The organism is Fulvivirga lutea (assembly GCF_017068455.1).
Taxonomy (GTDB): Bacteria; Bacteroidota; Bacteroidia; order Cytophagales; family Cyclobacteriaceae; genus Fulvivirga; species Fulvivirga lutea.
The window spans coordinates 3,350,280-3,373,767 of record NZ_CP070608.1; the positions used below are offsets into that span (position 1 = coordinate 3,350,280).

23 protein-coding genes are annotated in these 23,488 nt (G+C 36.8%); 11 read left to right on the forward strand and 12 right to left on the reverse strand.

Annotated features, from left to right (window positions below; all coding sequences use genetic code 11):
• The first annotated feature begins 45 nt into the window (after nucleotides 1–45).
• From JR347_RS14890 to JR347_RS14900, 3 genes are read left to right on the forward strand one after another with little or no spacing between them, the layout of a single operon-like run.
• Nucleotides 46–813, forward strand: a complete 768-nt coding sequence (locus tag JR347_RS14890) for a prolipoprotein diacylglyceryl transferase (protein WP_205721380.1) — start codon at nucleotides 46–48, stop codon at nucleotides 811–813.
• The gene (locus JR347_RS14895) at nucleotides 813–2,036 is read left to right on the forward strand and encodes a tetratricopeptide repeat protein (protein ID WP_205721381.1); all 1,224 of its coding nucleotides are present in this window, start codon (nucleotides 813–815) and stop codon (nucleotides 2,034–2,036) included. The genes JR347_RS14890 and JR347_RS14895 overlap by 1 nt, the downstream gene beginning before the upstream one ends.
• 43 nt (nucleotides 2,037–2,079) lie before the next feature.
• The gene (locus tag JR347_RS14900; RefSeq protein WP_205721382.1) at nucleotides 2,080–2,514 is read left to right on the forward strand and encodes a hypothetical protein; all 435 of its coding nucleotides are present in this window, start codon (nucleotides 2,080–2,082) and stop codon (nucleotides 2,512–2,514) included.
• Here the strand turns inward: JR347_RS14900 and JR347_RS14905 are convergent.
• Nucleotides 2,511–2,699: a PspC domain-containing protein gene (locus tag JR347_RS14905; protein WP_205721383.1), complete on the reverse strand. Its 189-nt coding sequence runs from the start codon at nucleotides 2,697–2,699 to the stop codon at nucleotides 2,511–2,513. The two genes, JR347_RS14900 and JR347_RS14905, sit on opposite strands and share 4 nt — an antisense overlap.
• A gap of 332 nt (nucleotides 2,700–3,031) precedes the next feature.
• Here JR347_RS14905 and JR347_RS14910 point away from each other — a divergent pair, with 332 nt between their 5' ends.
• The 4 genes from JR347_RS14910 to JR347_RS14925 all read left to right on the forward strand — a co-directional run bounded on the left by JR347_RS14910 (nucleotide 3,032) and on the right by JR347_RS14925 (nucleotide 7,680).
• Nucleotides 3,032–3,886, forward strand: a complete 855-nt coding sequence (locus JR347_RS14910; RefSeq protein WP_205721384.1) for an OmpA family protein — start codon at nucleotides 3,032–3,034, stop codon at nucleotides 3,884–3,886.
• Nucleotides 3,887–3,913: 27 nt separating this feature from the next.
• Entirely contained in the window at nucleotides 3,914–5,098 is a 1,185-nt protein-coding gene (locus JR347_RS14915) for an aspartate aminotransferase family protein (protein ID WP_205721385.1), read from the forward strand.
• Nucleotides 5,099–5,262: 164 nt separating this feature from the next.
• On the forward strand, nucleotides 5,263–6,312 hold the full coding sequence (locus tag JR347_RS14920) for a calcium/sodium antiporter (RefSeq protein ID WP_205721386.1): 1,050 nt from the start codon (nucleotides 5,263–5,265) through the stop codon (nucleotides 6,310–6,312).
• A gap of 156 nt (nucleotides 6,313–6,468) precedes the next feature.
• Nucleotides 6,469–7,680 carry a GAF domain-containing sensor histidine kinase gene (locus JR347_RS14925; RefSeq protein ID WP_205721387.1) on the forward strand — a complete coding sequence of 404 codons (1,212 nt, stop codon included), beginning with the start codon at nucleotides 6,469–6,471 and terminating at the stop codon, nucleotides 7,678–7,680.
• Here JR347_RS14925 and arsC read toward each other — a convergent pair.
• From arsC to JR347_RS14955, 6 genes are all read right to left on the reverse strand, one after another.
• Complete coding sequence (arsC, locus tag JR347_RS14930; protein ID WP_205721388.1) at nucleotides 7,677–8,024, reverse strand: arsenate reductase (glutaredoxin); 348 nt, start codon at nucleotides 8,022–8,024, stop codon at nucleotides 7,677–7,679. The two genes, JR347_RS14925 and arsC, sit on opposite strands and share 4 nt — an antisense overlap.
• A 2-nt stretch (nucleotides 8,025–8,026) precedes the next feature.
• Nucleotides 8,027–8,566, reverse strand: coding sequence for an ATP-dependent protease subunit HslV (gene hslV, locus JR347_RS14935; protein ID WP_205721389.1), 540 nt, complete (start codon nucleotides 8,564–8,566; stop codon nucleotides 8,027–8,029).
• On the reverse strand, nucleotides 8,559–9,176 hold the full coding sequence (locus tag JR347_RS14940; protein WP_205721390.1) for a hypothetical protein: 618 nt from the start codon (nucleotides 9,174–9,176) through the stop codon (nucleotides 8,559–8,561). The genes hslV and JR347_RS14940 overlap by 8 nt, the downstream gene beginning before the upstream one ends.
• A 45-nt stretch (nucleotides 9,177–9,221) precedes the next feature.
• Nucleotides 9,222–10,868: a pyruvate dehydrogenase complex dihydrolipoamide acetyltransferase gene (locus JR347_RS14945; RefSeq protein ID WP_205721391.1), complete on the reverse strand. Its 1,647-nt coding sequence runs from the start codon at nucleotides 10,866–10,868 to the stop codon at nucleotides 9,222–9,224.
• A 72-nt stretch (nucleotides 10,869–10,940) separates the two neighbouring features.
• The gene (locus JR347_RS14950) at nucleotides 10,941–13,958 is read right to left on the reverse strand and encodes a TolB-like translocation protein (RefSeq protein ID WP_205721392.1); all 3,018 of its coding nucleotides are present in this window, start codon (nucleotides 13,956–13,958) and stop codon (nucleotides 10,941–10,943) included.
• 81 nt (nucleotides 13,959–14,039) lie between these two features.
• Entirely contained in the window at nucleotides 14,040–14,195 is a 156-nt protein-coding gene (locus JR347_RS14955) for a zinc ribbon domain-containing protein (RefSeq protein ID WP_205721393.1), read from the reverse strand.
• A gap of 76 nt (nucleotides 14,196–14,271) precedes the next feature.
• On the opposite strand from JR347_RS14955, the gene murB reads away from it, so the two are divergent.
• Nucleotides 14,272–15,282, forward strand: a complete 1,011-nt coding sequence (gene murB, locus JR347_RS14960) for a UDP-N-acetylmuramate dehydrogenase (protein WP_205721394.1) — start codon at nucleotides 14,272–14,274, stop codon at nucleotides 15,280–15,282.
• Here murB and JR347_RS14965 read toward each other — a convergent pair.
• Nucleotides 15,279–15,764 carry a deoxycytidylate deaminase gene (locus JR347_RS14965; RefSeq protein WP_205721395.1) on the reverse strand — a complete coding sequence of 162 codons (486 nt, stop codon included), beginning with the start codon at nucleotides 15,762–15,764 and terminating at the stop codon, nucleotides 15,279–15,281. The two genes, murB and JR347_RS14965, sit on opposite strands and share 4 nt — an antisense overlap.
• Nucleotides 15,765–15,834: 70 nt before the next feature.
• Between JR347_RS14965 and JR347_RS14970 the strand changes: the two genes are divergently transcribed.
• From JR347_RS14970 to JR347_RS14980, 3 genes are all read left to right on the forward strand, one after another.
• A complete protein-coding gene (locus JR347_RS14970) occupies nucleotides 15,835–16,371 on the forward strand; it encodes a DUF2911 domain-containing protein (RefSeq protein ID WP_205721396.1) in 537 nt (178 codons plus the stop codon).
• Nucleotides 16,372–16,418: 47 nt separating this feature from the next.
• Nucleotides 16,419–17,432, forward strand: coding sequence for a helix-turn-helix domain-containing protein (locus tag JR347_RS14975; RefSeq protein WP_205721397.1), 1,014 nt, complete (start codon nucleotides 16,419–16,421; stop codon nucleotides 17,430–17,432).
• 70 nt (nucleotides 17,433–17,502) lie between these two features.
• Nucleotides 17,503–19,404: an ABC-F family ATP-binding cassette domain-containing protein gene (locus JR347_RS14980; protein WP_205721398.1), complete on the forward strand. Its 1,902-nt coding sequence runs from the start codon at nucleotides 17,503–17,505 to the stop codon at nucleotides 19,402–19,404.
• Here the strand turns inward: JR347_RS14980 and JR347_RS14985 are convergent.
• The 4 genes from JR347_RS14985 to JR347_RS15000 form a co-directional block, all read right to left on the reverse strand.
• The gene (locus JR347_RS14985) at nucleotides 19,401–20,015 is read right to left on the reverse strand and encodes a hypothetical protein (protein WP_205721399.1); all 615 of its coding nucleotides are present in this window, start codon (nucleotides 20,013–20,015) and stop codon (nucleotides 19,401–19,403) included. The two genes, JR347_RS14980 and JR347_RS14985, sit on opposite strands and share 4 nt — an antisense overlap.
• A complete protein-coding gene (locus JR347_RS14990; protein WP_205721400.1) occupies nucleotides 20,008–21,327 on the reverse strand; it encodes an LVIVD repeat-containing protein in 1,320 nt (439 codons plus the stop codon). The genes JR347_RS14985 and JR347_RS14990 overlap by 8 nt, the downstream gene beginning before the upstream one ends.
• Before the next feature lie 154 nt (nucleotides 21,328–21,481).
• Nucleotides 21,482–22,915 (reverse strand): hypothetical protein, encoded by a 1,434-nt coding sequence (locus JR347_RS14995; protein ID WP_205721401.1) that lies wholly within the window; start codon nucleotides 22,913–22,915, stop codon nucleotides 21,482–21,484.
• Nucleotides 22,896–23,450 carry an RNA polymerase sigma factor gene (locus JR347_RS15000; RefSeq protein WP_205721402.1) on the reverse strand — a complete coding sequence of 185 codons (555 nt, stop codon included), beginning with the start codon at nucleotides 23,448–23,450 and terminating at the stop codon, nucleotides 22,896–22,898. Before JR347_RS15000 ends, JR347_RS14995 begins: the two co-directional genes overlap by 20 nt.
• Nucleotides 23,451–23,488: the final 38 nt, after the last annotated feature.

Below are 23,488 nucleotides of genomic sequence, written 5' to 3' on the forward strand. Positions count from 1 at the left end.
TTTTATTTTGGTGTATAGAGAAACTATTAACTAACTTATATTGCCATGCACCCAGTTCTTTTTGAAATAGGAGATTTTTTCACAGTCTATTCATATGGTTTTTTTATTGTGATTGGTGCCATTGCAGGCATCACCTATGTTACTTACCAAACGCGGAAGCATTATAATACCAATTTCGATACTATCAATTCGCTCTTTTTGTTACTATTAATTTCAGCGATTGTAGGCGGTAAAGTATTCTTATTCTTTGAAAACCCTTCTTATTATGCTGATAACTTCTCTAAACTACTAACAGGTAAAGGGTTCGTATTCTATGGCTCTTTATTGTTTTGCATACCTGCAATGCTTTATTTTTTCAAGAAGAAAGGACTTCCCGTGCTTCCTATGTTAGACATTATGGCTATTACTACGTGCATTGTTCATTTCTTTGGAAGGATAGGCTGCTTTATGGCTGGCTGTTGCCATGGTATTGAATGGCACGGCCCTTTAGCAGTAACCTTTACTGATCCGGCATGCCTGGCTCCATTAAATACTCCACTCCATCCTACCCAACTATACAGCGCCTCAATGATTGGATTTATAGGCTTGATACTTTTGATTTTAAAAAATAAAAAATCTTTTGACGGACAAATTTTCATATCCTACCTCATACTCTATGCAATAGGTAGATCAATCATTGAAATTTTTAGAGGAGACATTAGCAGAGGCTATGTTATTGAAGGCTGGGTATCGCATTCACAGTTTATTTCATTTCTGGTTATATCAGCTTCTGTGTATTTTTATCTAAAACTTAGAAAAAGTCAAACTGGTTAATGCTTAGTTATTATAAAATACTGGGAGTAGATCAACGCGCTTCATCAGAAGAAATTAAAAAAGCGTATAAAGCATTAGCATTAAAATATCATCCAGACAAAAATGGTGGTAATAAGGAGTTTGAAGAGCTTTTCAAACTTGTAAATGCTGCCTATCAGGTTTTAATAGATACTGATAAGCGCAGAAGGCACGACCTGGATATTGCATACACAACCCGTACGCATGAGGTGTATACCACACAACATCAACCGACTGCAAGAAAAGAGAAAACAGTATACAACCGATATGGGAAGTTCGATTGGAGAAAAGCTCCTAAATACAAAACTGCTCCCGTATATAAAGTTGATAAGAACTATTATCGAAATGTCATTATCTCATTAGGTGCGATGGCATTAATGGCCGTTTTATCATTGGTTTATACAAATGTAAATGAACAATTAAAGGCTAAAGAAAAAGCGGAGCGCGAGGCACAGATAGAATTTCAAATAAAAAGAGCCGAACAACTTTTTGAAAATAAAGAATATAGATCGGCCCTGCTTTTAACAGAAGAACTCATAAAAAATAACCCAGTAGAGTATCGGTTTGCAGCTAAAAAAGATGATTTTATAGAACAACTTAATAATGTAGCTACTACTGAGTATAATCAGCAGTCCTATGCAACAGCTATTAATGATTTTAAAGTACTTACTGATTTTCAGAATCCGGTTAGAATAGCGAATTGGAAAATGATGGCCGAGTGCTATTTAAAACTAGGCAACCTTGAGAATGCGGCACATATATATGAGTACGTTTTAGAACGGGATGATGAGAACCTACAGCTCGTGCTGCAACTCGCAGAACTTTATAATAAAATCGGAAACTCAGAAAAAGAATTGGATTACTACAATGAGGCTCGGTACCTGTTTAAAAAATTTCAGGAAAGTTCTTATGGTGCGGCATTTGAGTTTATTATTGACCCAAAAGAAATGCCTGAGACCTACTACAATATGTTTAAAGCGAGAGCCCACCTGCAATTTGATAATGACAATATGGAAGAAGTTGTTAAAGATTGCAACTGGGGTATATTTTTACGACCTGAAAGGTCAGAGCTTTATTATTTAAGAGCGCAAGCAAGAAAAAAATTGAATCAAAATAATAGAGCTTGCAACGATATAAAAAGAGCAATAGAAAGAGGATTTTCTAAGAATAGTATAAAAATTGACATAGATTGCGACTATTTATAAATTAATTTTGTTAATTGTAAGTAGGCCGATATAAGTAAAGACAATGAATTTAGCCAAAGAGGAACTTCAATCGATAAAACTTAGTTTTTTCAACATTTTAGCATTATTCCTGAGTCAGGAGAAAATTGAAAGTAAATATGTAGGGTGTCTTTTAAAGTGGAGTGCACAATTAGGACTTTCCCAAAAAGACCTTCATAAGATTGAGGGTGAGTTTGATAAAATGCAATTTCAAATGTTAGATAATCGTATTGAAAAAATGGAGGCTATCTATCATTTAGTGCACATGATTTACCTTGATAATATCGTAGAAGATATCGAACTGGAAGTTGCTGCAGTGTATGCAGAGAAGCTGGGTTTTAAACCTGAGATCGTTGGTGAGCTCTTTAAAGCAATAGCTACCGCTGCATTTGACGGTAGTAATCCAGCAGCTGTTAAGCAAAATGTGGAAGAATTTCTTCAGCTACATGATGTAGACTAATAAGAGGGCATAACAATCCACAAAATCAAGTACACTAATATTGGAGACCCTACTCCTACTAACGTGAGAATCACAAAAAGTATTCTTACCAATACAGGATCCCAACCAAAATACTTTGCAAGGCCAGAGCATACGCCAGCCAAAATTGCATCTCCCTTTGAACGCGTTAATCTACTTGCAGACATAGTTATTGTTTTTAAATACTGCTTTTAAAATACTACGATTGTTCAAAATTACCGCGTTTAATTAAGATAAAAATTGAGCTTATATGTAAGAATTGTTCAATATTACTATAATTCTTATCTTAATATTATCGTTCGAAATACAATAAACAGCTCAAAATCAGCATTTTACCATGAATACTCTAATCTGGTATAATTAATGTAACATTTTGAAATTGAGGAGTTTACCATTCAGATTAATGTAGTATGTAGGTTTGATGATCAATTTTGTTTGATAAATTGTTAGATAAGAAATATCCTTGCAACTGAGAAATTGTTTAAAAACAACAATTGTAGTGAAAAGAACAGTATTATATATGTTTATGATCGCAGTGCTTGCACTGCTTTTCTCTTCGTGTTCAAGCCAGCGGGGCGGTCATAGCAGTTATAATAAGCTAAACAGAAGTTTCTATAAAAGAAGATATGCAACCAATACTATATCATCTGATGCGCAATGTTCGCGTTTACGAAAGAAGAAGTTCCGCAAGAAGAATAGAAATGTTCCAGTACTAGCTTCGGCTAAAAATAGTAAATCCGTTCCGATGGCCGAGTATGACCCTAGTGATACTCCTGCCTCTACTCCTGCGCCTAAGCCGAAACCTAAGCCAAAGCCAGCACCTAAACCCGAGCCGAAACCGGAACCAAAAGCTGAGCCAGTAGCCAAAAATACCAGTGGTCGTGATATCGACAATATGAATGATGAAGAGAAACATCTTGTGGAAGATATTGTACTCTTAGAGAACGACCTGCCCGCTCCTACTTCTGAAGAACACGAAAAGGTGCGTAAAGAAGTAGAAAAGCATTTAAAAAACTTTGACAAAGAAAAGCCCATAAAACTGGAACCTTTGTATTTCATAACAGGTCAAGACGAATTCGCTTTTGTTGATATGGAGCCTTTTCTAGTTGCCGTTGAATACGCTCTCCAGGGTAAGCATATACTTATAGAAGGTCATACAGATCATGTAGGGGACTTTGAAGCGAATGTAGCATTATCAATTAAGCGTGTAGAAAAAATACGCGAACTCATGATTCAAATGGGTGTGCATGACGATCATATTTCTGTAATAGGCTATGGAGAAGAACATTCATCCGAGGCCAAAGCAGCTGATAAAAAGCAAGAAGAACGAAGAGTAGATTTTACTGTATTTTAAATCAGATTCTAACCTTAATTTAGTGGCATGAATTTCAGCCACACTACCTTTCTAAAACACATAGCGCAAACCACTGGCTCGCCATTTCTAATTGATATAGAAAGAGCTGAAGGGGTTTATTTATTCGGGCCAGATGGTAAAAGATACATTGATTTAATATCTGGTATCGGTGTGAGTAATGTGGGACATAGTCATCCTAAAATTATTGAGGCAATAAAGGCTCAGGCAGAAAAGCACCTGCATGTGATGGTGTATGGCGAATATGTTCAGTCATCCCCGAATATGCTGGCTGAAGCACTCGTTGATCTGCTACCTGATAATCTAAACTGTTGTTACTTTACCAATAGTGGAACAGAAGCCAATGAAGGTGCGCTTAAGCTTGCAAAAAGATATACCGGCCGTACTGAAATAATCTCATTTCGAGGAGCTTATCATGGTAGTACACATGGCTCTTTGAGTGTATCTGGAAATGAGGTGAAGAAGGCTGCATTTAGACCTCTCCTGCCCGATGTGAGATTTTTAACATTCAATGACATTAATAGTCTTGAAGCAATTTCTGACAAAACAGCGTGTGTTATTATAGAACCCATTCAAGGCGATGCAGGTGTTAGAATAGCTACTCAAGAATTTTTAGAAGGGTTAAGAAATAAATGTACAGAAACGGGAGCATTACTCATATTTGATGAAATCCAGTCTGGTATCGGCAGAACAGGAAAAATGTTCGCCTTTGAGCATTATGGGATAGTTCCGGACATTCTTACTTCGGCCAAAGCACTAGGTGGTGGTTTACCTATAGGTGCATTCATTTCTTCCTATGAAATAATGAATTCGTTAACTCATGATCCTATGCTTGGGCATATTACAACCTTTGGAGGCAATCCTGTTTGCTGTGCATCGGCTTTGGCGACATTAGAAATAATTGAAGAAGAACGTTTACTTTCTACCGTGGAAGAAAAAGGCCAGCTTTTTGAAACGTTATTGCAACACCCCAGAATCAAAGAAATCAGAAGAAAAGGGTTGCTATTTGCTTTTGAATTTGAAATAGCAGAGGAAGTAGCGAAAATTGTGAGCTATTGTTTAGAAAAAGGTGTTATCTGCTTTTGGTTTCTATCATGTCCTAACAGTTTTAGAATTGCACCGCCATTAAATATTAGCAACAAGGATATTAAGTACTCCTGCAACATAATCATTGAAGCTATTAACACATTATAGCATTTAGAATCTTCACACTCTCTGTATAAGTTATTACCACAATTCAGAACGAAGTGAACCTTGTTAATTATCAAATAATTATTGCATAACAAACTATGAATGAATAACTTATCAAACATTCAATGTATAAACATTTATTGCTCTTCAGCTTTTAATTAATACGTATGATTTTAGTAGGGTATATAATAGCTCTGATTACTTCATTTTACCTGTTGGCTCGTATCAGCGATGTCTATTTTGTCAACTCACTGGATAAAATAGCTGAAAAACTAAACTTATCTCATGAAATGGCGGGCGCCACCTTAATGGCCATTGGCTCCAGTGCACCTGAACTCTTCGTTGCCATAATTTCATTTGTACGTGTAGGAAATCACGAGGCAATAGGTGTAGGAACAATTGTAGGTTCAGCACTCTTTAATATACTTGTTATTATTGGTGCCTCAGCAATGGTCAGAAGTGCGAAACTCGTGTGGCAACCTGTAATGAGGGATCTCATTTTCTATTTAATCGCTGTTATATTATTGTTCATTGTAATGTATAGTGGTGAAGTATCCGCTATAGAAGGATTTATACTGGTAGGTACATATGGATTATACCTGCTAGCGGTTGTCTATGGTAGAAAAATCTTCAAATTCAAAGATGGCGATACAATGGACGAAGACGAACCAGAAGAAGAACTTAAAGGTTGGAGATTAATATTTAAGCCTTTACACATTATACTGGAAAATATTTTTCCTTCTTCCAAGCATTACTGGCTTACATTTTTCTTCTCTATTGGCTCAATAGCCATATTATGTTGGGTTTTGGTGGAATCTGCAATAGGTTTATCTCATATTCTTAACATACCAGAAGTTATCATAGCCTTAACTGTATTAGCCATAGGTACATCTATACCAGATATGATGTCTTCAGTTATTGTTGCAAAACAAGGCCGTGGTGGCATGGCAGTTAGCAACGCTATTGGATCCAATATTTTTGACATTCTTATTGGCCTCGGGCTGCCTTGGTTTATAATAATCTTATTCACGAACAAGCAAATCGATACATCAACAAATGACCTAATCGAATCAGTGATATTATTGATAATATCCGTTGTATTTATTTTTGTAGTTCTATTAATAGGTAAGTGGAAGATAAACCGTAAAACCGGAATGTTTCTTATAGCTTTATATGTTATCTATTTGGTAAGAGAAATTTACTTTGTTTACAATTAAAAGGTTGAGGTTCTCGCATAAATAACCATCATTTGATTGGAGTAAGTAACATTCAACATTCTATCACTATTTACTGCCAATATAACTCCTCAGTAACTGCTATAGACTTTATAATGGTGAACCCTTTACTTATATTGGCCCGATAAAGATTTACGCATGTCAGCACCGTATCCTGAAAACGAAGAACAAAGACTGAAAGACCTTCAGAATTATAATATATTAGATGCTATCGAAGAACCTGCGTTTAATGAAATTGTAGATCTGGCATCTTTTATATGTAATACTCCTATTAGTCTTGTAAGCTTTGTTGATAAAGAAAGGCAATGGTTTATGGCAGAAAAAGGCCTTGATGCAAAAGAGACACCTAGAGAATATTCATTTTGTGCACATGCCATTCTTGATGACGAAATATTTGAAATTGAGGACGCCAAAAAAGATGCTCGATTTGAAAATAACCCACTGGTAACCGGCAATCCTAACATACGCTTTTATGCCGGTGTGCCATTAAAATCCAGGCAAGGTCATAACTTAGGCTCACTTTGTGTGATTGATAAAACACCAAAAAAATTAAATAAAGAACAAAAAAAAGCGCTCAGAATTCTTGGCAATAGAGTGATTAATGAGCTCGAGTTAAGAAAACATTTGAAAATTACTCAGGAACAGAAAAATGAATTAGAAAAAGTAATTCATTTCAAAGATCGATTGCTTTCTATTATTTCACATGATTTACGAAGCCCATTGAATTCCATTAAATCAACAGTGAGTATGTTTGAGGGGGGTATGTTGTCAAATGAAGATATTCAGCAATTAATGCAATATCTTAAGATTGAGGCAAGTACCACCAGCCAATTGCTAGATAACTTGTTACAATGGGCTAAAACTAAACTCGAAAATTTCGAAATAATTAAAGAACCGTTTATTGTTAACAGTATTATTGAGGAAACAATACAACTCTACAGTCCTGAAGCCAAACGAAAGGGAATTAGCTTATCGTATACAAATGGAAATAATAAGATAGAACTGTTAGGTGACAAGGAAATGATTAAGCTTGCCATTAGAAACCTAATTAACAATTCTATTAAATTTTGCCGAGAAGGTGACTCTATCAAAATCAGCTCTATGTCAAAAGGTAAAAAAGGAATTATCTTATTAGAAGATACTGGTGTTGGAATGACTGCTGAAAAAGTAAATCAGATCTTAGGTGAAAATAAACTGGAATCAGTACCGGGTACTTCCAAAGAAAAAGGCATAGGTCTAGGCCTTATCCTTATCAATGAGTTTATAAAGTCGAATGATGGTAAGATAATGGGCTCTAGTCAACCTGAAGTGGGAACAACTTTTAAAGTGGAACTACCTTTGGCTAATTAGATAATTTCTAGCACATTTTCTGGAGGCCTTCCTATCACAGCCTTATCTCCTACTATAACGATTGGCCTTTCAATTAAGATAGGATTATCCACCATGGCTCTAATCCACTCATCATCAGAAAGAGATTTGCCCTTATAATTTTCTTTAAAAACAGATTCGCCTTTTCTTAATAATTCTTCGGGCTTAATTTTAAGTTTCTTAACAACAGATTTCAACTCACCGAATGTTGGCGGGGTTTTTAAATACTCAACCACGTTATTTTCTACATTCTTTTCTTCAAGAATTTTGAGTGTATTTCTACTCTTTCCGCATCTAGGATTATGGTATATAGTTGCTTTGGCCATTATTACTTAATCTTTTCAATTACTAAGTTATGATTGGTATAAATGCATATATCTGCAGCAATATTCAGGCTTTCGCGCACCATTTCTTCTGCAGATAAGCCAGGAGCATGCTTTTTTAAAGCCAGTGCAGCAGACTGGGCATACATGGAACCAGAGCCAATGGCCGCAATTTGATTATCAGGCTCAAGAACATCTCCGGTACCTGATATCACTAATAACTCATCTTTATCAGCAGTTATAAGCATGGCCTCAAGTTTTCTTAAATAACGGTCCATACGCCAATCTTTTGCCAATTCAATAGCAGCGCGCTTCATATTGCCACCATAAGCGTTCAGTTTTTCATCAAACCGTTCCAACAAAGTAAAAGCATCTGCCGTAGAACCAGCAAAACCCGTAACAATCTTACCTTCTTGTAGCTTTCTAATCTTTTTTACATTGCTCTTAGCAACGTAATTTCCCATGGTAGCTTGTCCATCCGCTCCAATTGCCACTTCTCCATTATGTATCACCGCTAAGACGGTTGTTGATTTTACTTTAGTCATTCTTTTCATCTAATATTTGGAGTGCTAATTCATATTGTTCCAGCAGCTCAAGTTCGTAGCCACCTAAATCTTGTCGAATCCGCCACATTAACCTCAGTACATCCGCATAAGTGGTATTCGAATTAATGGCATAAAATTGATTGATAAAATATTCGCTCAAATCGTTATATAATTGTTGCGTGTTGTATGCCTTTGATAACACTTTGACTAATTCAAAATCCATCTCTGGAATAACATTACTAAATTTAGCCGTTTCATACATAGAATCGTCCAGTCTACCTCCTCCAGTGCCTTTCCACCCTGGCAATCTATTTTCAAATGAATTAGCATGAAAAGGTTCTTGATAAACTTCTTCAGAGAAAGCTTTATTCAAAGTATCTAGTGACTTCCAAAAAGGATTCTTTCGCTGTATTGAAGATTCCAATAATGCTTTGTTGGACAAGATTTCTAGCCTAATTTGCTCGGTAATAATCTCAATTTTATTCGAAGTTTTGCGTGTTGTATTCCATTCAGTCAGTAACATCCCAAGAAATACACCGGCCATTACAATGAGTAATTGCGCCAGGTTTTGAGAGATTTTTAGTTTGAACGATTTTTTCTTATCTGCCATAATAATTGAAAAAAGCACGACCAGCGTGCTTTTTATTAACCTATCTTATACCAATATTCTAACCGGATCTTCCAGTAGTCCTTTCAGTGTTTTAAGGAATGCGGCACCTAATGCACCATCTACCACTCTATGGTCGCATGAAAGCGTTACCTTCATTACGTTACCTGGAACTAATTGACCATCCTTCACAACAGCCGTTTGCTTAATACCTCCAACAGCAAGAATGCAGGAGTCAGGTGGGTTAACAATAGCTGTAAACTCCTCAATACCAAACATCCCTAAGTTGGAAATGGTAAATGTATTGCCTTCCCAGTCAGATGGTTGAAGTTGTTTATTCTGTGCCTTAGTGGCCAAATCTTTTACCTCTGTAGAAATGTGTGATAATGACTTGTTATCAGCAAAACGCACTACTGGAACAAGCAAACCTTCATCTACAGCCACTGCTACACCAATATGAATGTGTTTATTATATCTAATCTTATCACCTAACCAAGATGAATTGATTTTCGGATGTTGTCTTAAAGCTGCTGCTACTGCTTTAATCACAATGTCGTTGAAGCTAATCTTAACAGGAGAAAAATCATTCATCCCTTTTCTGGCTTCCATGGCTTTATCCATGTTAATTTCCATAGTAAGGTAGAAATGAGGTGCAGTAAACTTACTTTCGGCCAATCGCTTGGCAATTGTTTTTCTCATTTGAGAAACGTTCACCTCCTCATAAGACTCCTCAACTACCACTGCAGGTATAGAGATTTGCTGTTCATCTCCACCTTTAGCAGGTTGTGCAGATGGTTCATAATCTTCAACATCTCTTTTAACAATTCTGCCGTTGTCTCCTGAACCTTGAATTTTTGAAATATCGTAACCCAACTCATCGGCCATTTTTTTGGCTAATGGCGAAGCCTTAATTCTACCATTTGAGCTGGTATTGGATTCACTTGATTTTTTCTGATCTGCCTGTGGAGAGGGTGATTTAGATTCAGCAGTTACTGCTTTTTCTTCTTTCTTAGGCTCATCTTTCTTCTCATCCTTACCTGATGATTTCGATTTATGTGCCTTTAAAAGCTTCTCATAGTCCGCCCCTTTTTCTCCAACAATCGCAATTACACCGTCAACAGGCACTGACTCGCCCTCTTTGATGCCAATGTAAAGCAGTGTACCGTCTTCATAAGCCTCCAGCTCCATAGTTGCCTTATCAGTCTCAACTTCGGCTAGAATATCGCCAGAGCTCACTTTATCACCTTCTTTTTTCAACCATGAAGCAATAGTTCCTTCTTCCATGGTGTCACTCATCTTGGGCATTGTGATGAGAGAAGCATTTACATCAGATGTGTCAACTTCTTCTGTTTCTTCCTTTTCCTCTTTCTCATTCTCTTCAGTTTTGCTTTCTTCCTTCTTTTCATCGGAAGAACTGCCATTAGAAGCTTCTTCTAATAACCCTGAGATATCTTCTCCTTTTTCCCCTATAATAGCAATCACTCCATCAACCGGAACTGCCTCTTTTTCTTTTACGCCAATATGTAGGAGCACTCCATCTTCATATGACTCCAGCTCCATTGTGGCTTTATCAGTTTCTACTTCTGCAAGTATATCTCCAGACTTTACCGTATCCCCTTCCTTTACTAACCATGAGGCTATTACACCTTCTTCCATGGTATCACTCATCTTGGGCATTCTTATTACTTCGGCCATAGTATAGTTTCTAATTTAAGCAGTCAAAAATAGACGTTAATCCGAGTTTATTCAAAATAACAGGGTGATAAATTAAAAGTTAACACCAGCAAAAATTATTTCAATGGAAGAGCCTCCTTCATTCCACACATTGCTCTCTGTTGTAACCCATCTAACACCAACTTCCAGATCCAACGGAAAACGCATTAAATTAATGTCAAAAGTTAATTCCGTACCGTAGGATATGTATTGACTTGAAACTGAACCGCTATCAATTAAATCATTTGGCTGGAAGTTATTGAACGGCTCAGCTGTATATAAATATTCTATGACGTTATCCTCTCCAAAATCAAAAAACGTATTAAGTCGTATTCGTTTAATATTCAAGACTGGTCCTAAGGCCAAATCAGGGTATAGTAGTGGAAATTCATAATTAGTCATTACAGTTCTAAATACTTCTTCGTTGGGATAGGAATAACCACGAGGTTTAAATATTACATTCTGGAAAGAATATAAATTTATATCTGCATCTACATTTCTTTTCTGATAACCGAGTCTAAAATTAAGTGAGTGTGTTTTGAAGAGGTTTCTGTCGAACCAATTAATTGGACTCGGGAAATATAATACTGCCCTAACCCCAGTTAAACTACCCGTAAAGTCACCAGAAATGGCATTTTTCTGCTCAAAAACAAATGATTGCCCCCAAAGGCTTTCAAAGTTTCTAGGGCTTCGCTTTAAGAAATTCGAGTATCTAACAGTGAAAGTATTAAATATCATTTCACCATTATCCAATTCTCGCGTATCAACCTGATAAACTCGAATTGTGTCTAGCGGAACATCGTTTTCATCAACTAATTGTACATTAAAGAACCTGTCTCGCCCACCCAAAGTCCCTGACCTTCTTTCAAAATTTGATATCTCCCTGATCCCAATTGAATTGGAGAATGTAAGAGACTCAAAAAACTTATTATTGGTAAGATTTAAAGGAATTGATAACCCTACATTCGTAGTTTTCTCCTCCCACTCATAGGTAGATGTTCTTCTAGTTCCAAAGTCATACTGCAAATCAATGACCGGAAACCAGCCTTGATAACTAATATTCGCACTAGTAAATCCTGTACCATCTACGGCATCATAGGTATAGCCAACGGAAGCTCTGGTGGTACTTAACACATCTCTTGAAAATAATCCGGCTTTTAAGGTATTAGCATCCGTATTCAAAAACGGACCCCAGCTATGCAGGTTAAACATATGCCCCATTTTCGAGTATTTCTTTGATGTGTGTTCTTTGTCTGGCACCTCATCCATTATATGTTCATTGTTCTCCTGCTCCACATAAGACGATGAAATGTCAATATTTCTATCAGTGGCCTGATCAATAGGAGTCCATAATGATGGGTTAAATTCCATTTCAACAGTATTTAAACCATAAAGAGAATGATTGCTATAGACAATCGAATTATCGGTTAAATCAGGACTATATGCACCATACTTACTTCTAGTTATCTGGAATTTCTCATTAGTATTAATGTCCATCGCATAAAGGTTGTCAATGCCATTATAAGGAGAACTATAGACTAAATAATTATCCTTTAACACAGGGTTTCCTATGTTCTCAGCACCTTCTTCAATTAACGTGGTTGCTAAACCGCTTTTAACGTTTACTTTAATCACCGACTTCCCTCCATCGGTGATCTTCAATGAAACAATAGAATTCCCATCTGCTGACCAAGTTGCCATACCATATTCAGCAGCTGGGTCCAAATCGAACCTTTTCACTTCGTTACCGCTCATTGCATCTAATACAACCAGATAATTTTCACCAGATTCTGTATTTAGTGTGGTGACAAGCTGATAGCCATCCGGAGAAACAGAAACTCCAGAATACCTGGTTTTCTTGGTGACCCTGTTAAGCTCCTTGCTTGCAAAATCATAACTTTTGATTACTGAATAGGTTTTTGCCCCCCAACGCGGATGAAACTCATACTCATTCCAGTACACTTTGTATTGCACGGCACTTAGCATACCTGTAGTGTTCATAACACCAGTAACTACTCTGTCCAATTCATTTCCTTCTTTATCGAGCCTCACAATTTGGCCGATGTCATTTAATCCAGATTTAAAGGCTACAATTGTTCCATCTTCTAAATACTGCGGTGTAGCATAATCAGTATAAATATTTCGCTCCCTTTGAGATACTTCGTGATGTTCAGTTGGTTGCAAGTCAGCAATTTGTTCACTCCAAACTCCATACATGTCATCCATCATACTTTCATAGTTGTTCACAAGAAAGCTATCAGTGTGTTTATTAAGTGAATTAGAGAAAGTAAATGGCACAAAAGGTAAACTAAAAGCACTTTTACTAACCTTATTAAAAATATCTGCATCACCCGTTCGATTACGAATGTGAGCATTCATATAATAACCCAAGCGATAATGGTCAGGAACAAAGTCTCTGAAGGATTGTAAGTGCTGCTTATTATAATTAAATCGTTTGCCTTCGAGCAAATTCGTTCTAAACACCCTATTCCAAGAGGGAATTCGCCCTCTACCACTTTGTGTCATGGCTGTTTCGATAAGCACGGCATCTCCTTCCCAAAACCATCTTGGTGCGGATACCACCGCTGCTGCAGCTTGAGTATTTTCTCCGAACAAATAGTAAAACAATTTATTAACACCCGATTTACTTCTATTAAATTGAGCTATATGTCGATACTCATGAACAGCCAAAAGAGGCAGCCACTTATTGGACCCAATGAAATTATAGTCTTGAGGTGGCATAGTAAAAAACTCAGATCGCCTGGGACCTAATGTGACAAACCCGTTAGAAATCGAATTATTAGTTTGAAGAATAATGGGAATTCTTTTGGGCAACTTATCGCCCATCGTTTTGGCTGCCGGTTCTCTAATGGTTTCAAGAATAGTAGCCACCTCATTAGCCTTCGATTCAAAACCTTCCGGATAAATTACTTTGAAGCCATCTGTTTTAATTTGTTTCCACTTGGTAGATGCCGGGTTGGTGTCCATAACATCCTGAGCAGAGATATTAACTGATGTAAAGAGAAAAAAAGCCAATGACAGTATGGCTAATTGTGCTGACTTAAAATGCATAGCCGCTAAAATAATTGATTATTGTTATCGCCCGTTAGATTTAGAAAAAAACCTTATCGATATTATGCCAGTTGACAATTTTTAAAATATCATGAAGTATAAAAATAGCAGTATTAAAAGTATTGCTGTGATTTTCAGCCAAAGATCTGTTTGAGGGAATTCATACCCACAAATTGGGCATTCTTTGGCACGCTTATCAATTTCCATAGCGCAAGAAGGGCATTCTTTCTTATCCATAGCCTAAACTATTAAATAGTGTTTATCTTAAGAAATTATTGAGGATAACTGTTGCCATTTTCGTTAATTCGTATTCGTGGAAATTATTAAAGAAGCATCTCTTAAGTCATACAATACATTTGGATTAGAGGCCAAAGCCAAATTCTTCCAAGAAGTAAAATCAGAAGAAGCGTTGAAAAATGTCCTCCAAAATAATCAAGAAGAATTACTCATACTTGGCGGTGGTAGCAACATACTTCTTACCAAAGATTTTGATGGGCTAGTTTTAAAAAATAGTATTGAAGGTATTGATGTCATTAAAGAGTCTGATGATTATGTGATAGTTAAAGTAGGTGCAGGCGTCATCTGGCATGATTTTGTGCTCTATGCTATTGAAAAAAATTGGGGTGGAATTGAGAACCTATCTTTGATACCAGGCACAGTGGGTGCAGCCCCCATGCAAAATATAGGTGCATACGGTGTGGAGATAAAAGAAGTATTTGAATCGCTAGAAGCTATCCATATCAAAACACTTGACAAAAAAGTTTTTCTAAAAGATGAATGTGAGTTTGGTTATAGAGAAAGTGTTTTCAAACATACTGCTAAAGGGCAGTACATCATCACATCAGTTACTTTTAAACTCACAAAAAAGGAACATACTTTAAACACCAGTTATGGTGCTATAAAAGAGATTCTAAACCAAAATGGAATTAGCCACCCCACTATCAAAGATGTGAGTGATGCTGTAATTCAAATAAGACAAAGCAAGTTGCCTGATCCTAAAAAAATAGGTAATGCCGGTAGCTTCTTTAAAAATCCAACGATTGATAAGCTAGATTATGAAATGTTAAAGCTTGAATACCAGGATATACCCGGATATGTTGTATCTGAAAATGAAGTAAAAGTTCCTGCCGGTTGGTTAATTGAAAAATGCGGCTGGAAAGGAGAGAAACGCGGTAATATTGGCGTTCATAAAAACCAGGCGCTTGTGTTAGTGAACTATGGTAATGGCAGCGGTGATGAGATTAAACAATTAGCCATAGATATTAGAGAATCGGTTATTAGCAAATTTGGCATACACCTAATGCCTGAAGTGAACTTTATCTAAATCATGTGCGTGACATTGGATAACTCCCCTTTGTAGCGCTCAACTTGCACACCAAATTTTAGAAGAAAATCCACACCTTCATCGCTTTTAATGCCTTTGTATTCTGCATATGACTTAAGGTAAATAACCTTTTTCACACCCATAGTATAAATTATTCTTGAGCATGCCAGACACGGAGCTAAAGTGACATACATGGTAGCCCCTGTTACTTCTGTTTTATTCTTTACTGCATACAACAATGCATTTTGTTCGGCATGTATCGCTAATGAACAACCTCCTTTCGAATCTCTAGGACAACCCTGCTCTGGCCACTCAATATCACAATTGTGCGTGCCTGAAGGTGGCCCGTTATAACCAATGGAGATGATTCGTGTATCTTTTGTAAGCACTGCCCCAACATGACGTTTGATACAATGGGATCTTTTAGCCAGATTTACAGCTAATTCCATATATATATCGTCAAACTCAGGTTTTGTATTCATGGTAATGCAACGGTATGATATTTGGTTATAACATCCAAAAAATAAGTTAAACCTTTATACCCTCATAAGAATGAAAGTAGTTTTTCTATTAGCCTTGAGTACCGTTTTATTTTGCAACACTTTATTAGCTCAAGAAGCGGTGACACCACGACCAAGCCCATTGGCGATTCAAACAATGAAATATGAAGACTCTTATGTGAAAGTGACCTACTCCCAGCCCCATAAAAGAGATCGTGAAATTTTCGGAAACCTAGTGCCTTATGGACAGGTTTGGCGAACAGGCGCAAATGAAGCTACTGAAATAACGCTCACAGGTGATTTGATTGTAGGTAGCGATACTCTGGAAAAAGGCACATATTCTATTTTTACCATTCCAAACCCCGATAAATGGACAATCATTTTTAATAATAATTTAGGCCAATGGGGAAGTTATAATTACACTGAAAAAGCAGATGAATTGCGTGTTGAAGTGCCCACTTCTATATTGGAAGATGTTGTTTATGAGCCATTTACGATAAGCTTCGATCAAAAAAATGAAAAAGCGGAAATGAATTTTATTTGGGATGATGTAAAAGTATCGCTACCAATTAAATTCATAACCGATTAAGCCAAAATTCGTAACTTAAATGAGTAATTGAATTTAACTCATCAGTTATGGATTACTTTGAATTGAGTGGTTGGATCATTTTTTTTCTTGTGGCATCTGCTCAGGGCATTTTCCTTTCCATTTTACTGTATTTAAAAGATGCCAATAGGCTAGCTTACCTGGCAGCGTCAATACTTCTCTACTCTTTTATGATTGGGTATTATGTAACCTATTGGAGTGGTTACAATACCGAGATTCCAAGGGCGCTGGGGGTTTCTATGGGCTTCACCTTTTTAATTGGGCCATTCCTACTTTTTTACGTACAGCAAAAAGCCAAAAATATAACACTCCATATTTCACCTTTTCTGTTGAATGCAGCTGTGTTTCTAATACTTCCTCAATTCCCCAATGAGCGAGCAATTGTATCCTCCCTATTAGCAGTTGCGCAATGTATACACTTGATTGTTTATTGTATTTTAATTAAAAATTCGTCCAAAGAATCTAAATGGGCAAAGATCATTTTTTTCGCGTTTTCTGGCTACACAATTACATTCCTGACCTATTATGTTTTGGTATGGACAGGCACACTCAAATTGGAATATGACTACTTTATTTCATTGGCTTCATCATTGTTTATCTACTACACAGGTTATAAGGCAGTAATTTCACCAAAAGAATTAATTTTCTCTTCAGATAAAAAATATCAAAAGTCTGCGCTTTCACTATCTGCAAGCAGATCAATATTAAAAACCATACGCACTCATATGGATGAAAATAAAGCGTATAGAGATAATGAACTTAAATTAACCACATTGGCAGACCAGCTTGGCTTATCCCCTAACCACATATCGCAAGTAATCAATGAGTTAACTCAATATAATTTTTCTGATTTTGTAAATAAGTACCGTATCGAAGAAGCTAAATCACTAATTGAAACTTCTGAAAACAAACCTGTATTTATTGAAATAGCGTTTGATGTTGGGTTCAATAATAAGGCTTCGTTTAATAATGCATTTAAGAAGTTTACACAAATGTCTCCCTCCTCCTATTATAATTCTTTGACTCAGAAAATGAGTGCTTAGAAAATTAAATTCTCTCCATTATTCCTGCTCTTTACTAGAAATATGAAAATGGCCTTCTACCTTTGCAGCCATGTTAGCGATCAATAATTTATCATATTTTATAGGAGGAAGAGCTTTATATGAGAATGCCTCATTACATATTAAGCCCAAGGACAAGATAGGCCTCATAGGCCAAAATGGGAAGGGAAAGTCTACCCTACTAAAATTAATTAATGGTGAGCTAACCATAGATGGCGGAGAAATTAGCCGTAGTAAAGAAGTGTCGCTTGGTTTTCTTAATCAGGACTTACTTTCATACCAATCTGAAGATAGCATAGTAGACGTAGCGATGATGGCCTTTGAAGAGGCTGTGGATGCACATAAAAAAATTGAGGCCATCCTAAAAAAACTTGAAACTGAATATTCTGATGAACTGATAGAAAAGCTAACTAAACTACAGGAAAAGTTTGAGCGCTTAGAAGGCTATTCTATGCAAGCCAAGGCTGAAGAGATATTGGAAGGTATTGGCTTTAAGACATCTGATTTAAACAGGCCTTTAAAAGAATTTTCAGGGGGTTGGAGAATGCGAGTTATGCTTGCTAAGCTTCTCCTAGAAAAACCGTCTCTGCTGATGCTGGATGAGCCTACCAACCACTTAGACTTACCATCTATAGAATGGATAGAAAATTATTTGAGAACTTATGAAGGGGCTGTAATCGTTGTCTCTCACGACAGACATTTTCTAAATAATACGATCAACAAGATAGTTGAAGTTTCGAACGCACAGTTAACCATGTATGAAGGAAATTATGATTTCTACCTTCAAGAGAAAGAAATGCGTTCTGAGATTCAAAAAAATGCATTTGAAAATCAACAGCAAAAAATAAAGCAGACAGAACAATTTATAGACCGATTTAGAGCGAAAGCTACTAAGGCCAGACAGGTGCAATCCAGAGTAAAGGCTTTGGAAAAGATGGATGTGATTGAAGATGTTGTGGATGAAAATGCGGTTGTTAATTTCAAATTTGAATTCAAACAGAAATCTGGAAGGCATGTAATTCGTTTGGAAAATGTTAGTAAGAGCTATGGCGATCTTGAGATTTTAAGATCTACAACTGCTAATATTGAACGAGGCGATAAAATAGCGTTGATTGGCGCCAATGGAAAGGGTAAATCTACTTTACTTAGAATTATTGCCGGCACTGAAAAAATTGAGGGTAAAAGAGAGCAAGGCCATAATGTGCAAATGGGTTTTTATGCACAGCACCAACTAGAATCTCTAAATATCAATAATGAAATTTTAGATGAACTAAAACAGGCTGGTTCAAACAAAAGTGATCTTGAACTGAGGCAGATTTTAGGCTGTTTCCTTTTTGGTGGGGATGATGTTTTCAAGAAAATAAAAGTACTGTCGGGCGGTGAGAAATCGCGAGTAGCCCTGGCCAGAACCCTAATTGATGAGTCTAACTTTTTGCTGTTAGATGAACCGACCAACCACTTAGATTTTCAGTCAGAGAATATATTAATTCAAGCGCTACAGCAATATACGGGTACCTTTATAACCGTTTCTCACAACAGGCATTTTATTAAGCAAACTGCCAATAAAATTTGGTATATAGAAAATAAGCAAATTAAAGAGTACCCGGGCACTTATGATGAGTACCTTTATTGGCAATCTTTGCAGGAGGATAAAAAAGAAGAGCCTAAACCTGAAAAAATTGAGAAAAAGGAAAAGCCAAAAACGGAAAGACGTGATAAAAACGAGGACCAGCTAAAGCAATATCAAAAAGAGCTTAACAAATTGGAAAATGATATTGAGAAAGAAGAGGTCTTAATATCGGAACTAGAAGCAAAAATGGCAAAACCAGATGTGTACGGAAATCCTGATGAGCTGCTAAAAGTGAATACAAGCTATCAAAATAGCAAGGACAAACTAGAGCAGCTCACCAAGGAATGGGAATCGTTAATGGAAATGATTGACGAACTCAGTTAAAATTCAATCGTAAATTTAAAATGCATTCTTTCTAAGTGCCAATGGGTAACTTCTTTGTAACCCTGTGTGGGCGCAAAGGAAGATAGCGCATCCCAATACCAGATATCACTATTTTTACTTACTGAAGTAAACTTCTGATCTCTAAAACCTGCACTTAGTTTTAACTTAAGATTTTCTGCTTTCCATTGGTAGCCAATACCTGCTTCCCAATACTCACCACTGCTTACACTTTGCAATTCATTTCTACTGTTTTTCCACATGGCAGTTTTGCCTAATTGAGCATAATAAAAAGCCGAATTAGTAGTTGGATTGAAGTTACCCTGCAGCTGAACTGCCACAGGCATGCTTTCAAACAACCGGTACTCTTCATAGCCTATATAAACTCCTGGTTGAAACAAGTGATGCAATTCATATCCAATTCCAAAGCCTGCAGCGGGTCTGTAATCTTTTGTATCATTCGACTCTGAGGCAATTATTCCCACCTGAAGCTGAAGGTACATCTTATCAAGTAGGCTCCTTTTAGAAACCGCAGAGGTTGAATCATTTTGTGCTTGCGTATTCACCGCTAGCAAGATGGCTAGCACTAAGAGTATTCCGGTCAGCTTATTCATGAGTGAAGGAAATTTTGCTTAGAAATTTAATATCATTTAGGTCAGAATAATCGTATTGATACAAACCATCTTGAGCGATCATTAATGCGATATTATTGTATGGAATGATATCAAAGGCAAATAAATCTTTATAGTTTTTAATCAGATTTTGATCGATTGTTGCATTATCAGAAGCATCGAATATTTTTAATCCTGCATCTCCATCACAGATAAAAAGTGTATTTCCATCCTTACCTAAGCCATGCGGGTTAGACATTTCGTACACATACAACTGCTTAGGGCTAGTTAAATCCGAAATATCAATCACTTCAAGCTGATTAGTAAAATTCTGACATTCCATACCTGACCGTAATGTTACATAGGCCATATCACCATCAACAATTACAGGGTCACAGCTATTTATATGTTGATAGGTTGATACATGTTGTGGTGACAATGGCTGAGACACATCAAGAATATGCATTCCATCATTTGCCCCTACAAAAAGGTTTGCGTTATTAGGAAATAGTGTTTCTAATCCCCAGCCCAGGTTTAATCTATTCCCCTCTGCCATGCTCGCTGGTGAGTTTATGTTCACCGGAATTATTTCAGGTACGGACATCGCAAATAAAGTATTTTGGGCAATGGTTATTCGTGCCATAGAGCCGCCCATTCCGGGGTTGTTTGGAGCCACTGCAGAGGCCGCATCAAACGCTATACTTGCCGCTTCATTGACTAGTATACCAGCACGGTAAACAGAATAGTTATCACGGGTAGCACATTCCGACTCTGAAACGGATACCGATTCAACCGCTACCCAATCTGTAACCACACCCAAGGCAGCATCTACATAATAGCCATAGGAGTTGTAGTCTCCATACAAATTTTCAAGTCGGCCTATTTCTTTCACTTCTTGAATATTGCTAATGTCGATTGCCACTAAATCCATGTAGCTATCAGCAAAAAGAGTATTTCCATTCACTGCCATATCAAAAGTTCCAGGGATCGATATAAAGGTCAAATTAATAGGTGCTGCCTGGTTTGAATTATCATATACATGCACCCCTTTATTAGGTTCAGTGATAAAGAGATATTTACCCTTTATATACAACTTACCCATCGTATTAATTTCCTGTGGAGCCTCGCTACTAACAGACGATCTTATCTCATCGAGCGTAGTATAAACAGGTTCGTAGTATGTATAACTATATTCAGTCTCACAAGTGTCTGAACAGGCTGGTAAGCCCACGCCAAGAAGTATTAGAATAACAGAATAGATAAGGATATATAACCCTATTTCAACTTTGACGAATAATTGTGTAAATTTTTTCATGTGCCTTCCTTTTTTCTTTAAGACACCTCATCTTTTAATATGGTTGGAATGACAATCAACTATCTTTTGACATTTTGTCAGTATGAAATAAAATAACTCTTTATATATCTGTAATTCAGATATATAAAGAGTTCTAATTAAATTTTTAGATGAATTATTTTAGGCGATAATTAAACCTAAATCCCACTTCAAAGGACGATACTCTATTACCTTCAGGTGTAAACGAATTAAGCATTTGTTTGTATTGTGGTTGTATAGCCAGGCTGTAATTCTCACCAATATCATAGCTAAATTGAGAGCCTATAACTCCTCCTACTGTATACAAAGTATAACCCGATTCACCTGATGAAATAGTGTTGCTTGAGAAGCCTCCCGACTCGGCATAAATGCTTTGTTTTATAAAAAAATCGTTAGCAACACCAGCCGTTAGAAGTATGTTAAATTTTCTATCCAGAAGATAATAACCTGCCTGCACAGGTATGGAAACTGACTCATAAGTATTCTCAATTTCATAATCATTCGTAATTGCCAAACTCTGCGAACTACTCAACTGATTGTAAGAACTAACCGCTCTTGCTTGCCCTGCATTGGCTACTACATTTGACGAACTGGAAGTAGTTTGCTGGAGATAATTCAAGCCACTGAAAATAACAACCTTCTCACTAATTTGTGAGCCAATATTTACCCCTACTCCAAGCGATGTACCACTGCGTTCTTGTCCAATTGTCAATGGCACATTTTCATTTCCAGTTGTATTTTCTACATCAGAAACAATGCCACTTGGCTGAACACTTGATGAAGAATTACTACTTACATTAGGATCAAAAGTTCCGGCCGACATATTAATGCCCGTCCATAACGATTTGCCTGAAGTCTTCTTTTTTGTTTGTGCCTGCGAATACCAAGGCACCATTCTCAGGTCGGCCATTTCAGGTTCTTCCTGGCTCAAATCTGCCTGAAGAGATGTTATCTTCTCTGGAGATTCTTCTGACTCAGATAAGGTAAATAGATTTCTTAACTCGGTTAATAATGTACCATCATCCTGAATGTTTGTGGCTGCAACCTGGTTGTCTGATTGATTTGTTTCTTCATTGGACTTAATCAATGAGCCACTTTTTGTTTTTGATAGGTTCTTCTCCTTTCCAATCATGGAAGAGCCGGAATTATCAGCATTTCCATTATAGATATTATCTTTAGAGATATTTTCGTTATCTCGAGCGTCATTGCTGGCTATTATAGTGTTAGCGCTATTGCCTTCCCGTTCAGTATTTGATGAATCATTTGATGTTGAGCTTTCAACTTTCTCAGAAGTACCAACAGCTGATTCCTTTTTAGCAGAATAAGTTGAATTCGACTGATCACTTGTATAGTACTTATACCCTTCCCAGGTGCCCACAATCATGGCGAAGGAGATAGATGCTGCGGCCATCAGTTTAAAAAACAAGAGCCTTCTCTTATTACCTTCATTTTCATTTCTTGCCAAGTGAAGCTCAATACCATCCCACAACTTATCTGATGGCGATATTTCTTTGCCCTCAAAAGCCATTTCCCATTCTTTTTCGAATCGTCTATTGTCTGGCGCGTTCATAACTTACTTTTTGTTCCTTTTCAATTCGTTCCTTTAAAAGCATTTTTGCCCTTGAATACTGAGATTTTGATGTACCCACACTAATGTTTAGCATCTCTGCTATCTCCTGGTGATTGTATCCTTCTATCGCATATAGGTTAAAAATTGCCTGACATCCGGTAGGTAATTCCTGAATCATCTGCAATAACTCCTTAAAATGATATGATGATAGCGATATTTCTGAATAAAAATCATTGTGCATACCCTCCACATCTACCATTGGAAACATATACAGCTTACTTCGCTGATGATTTAAAGCTGTATTCACCACAATTCTTTTTATCCAATACTTAATATCAGACTCACCTTTGTAGGTTTTAATCTTATCAAAAACTTTTATGAATGATTCCTGAATAATATCCTCTGCCTCCTGTCGGGCTTTTGAATAACGCAGTGCAACCACTAGCATAGCGGACACATGACGATCGTAAAGCTCTTTCTGGGCTTTACGATCACCTTTAACACATCTTTCAATCAGATCCTTTTCAGAATGCATTACAATATTTTACCGCGGTGCATGTTTTAAAGACACAG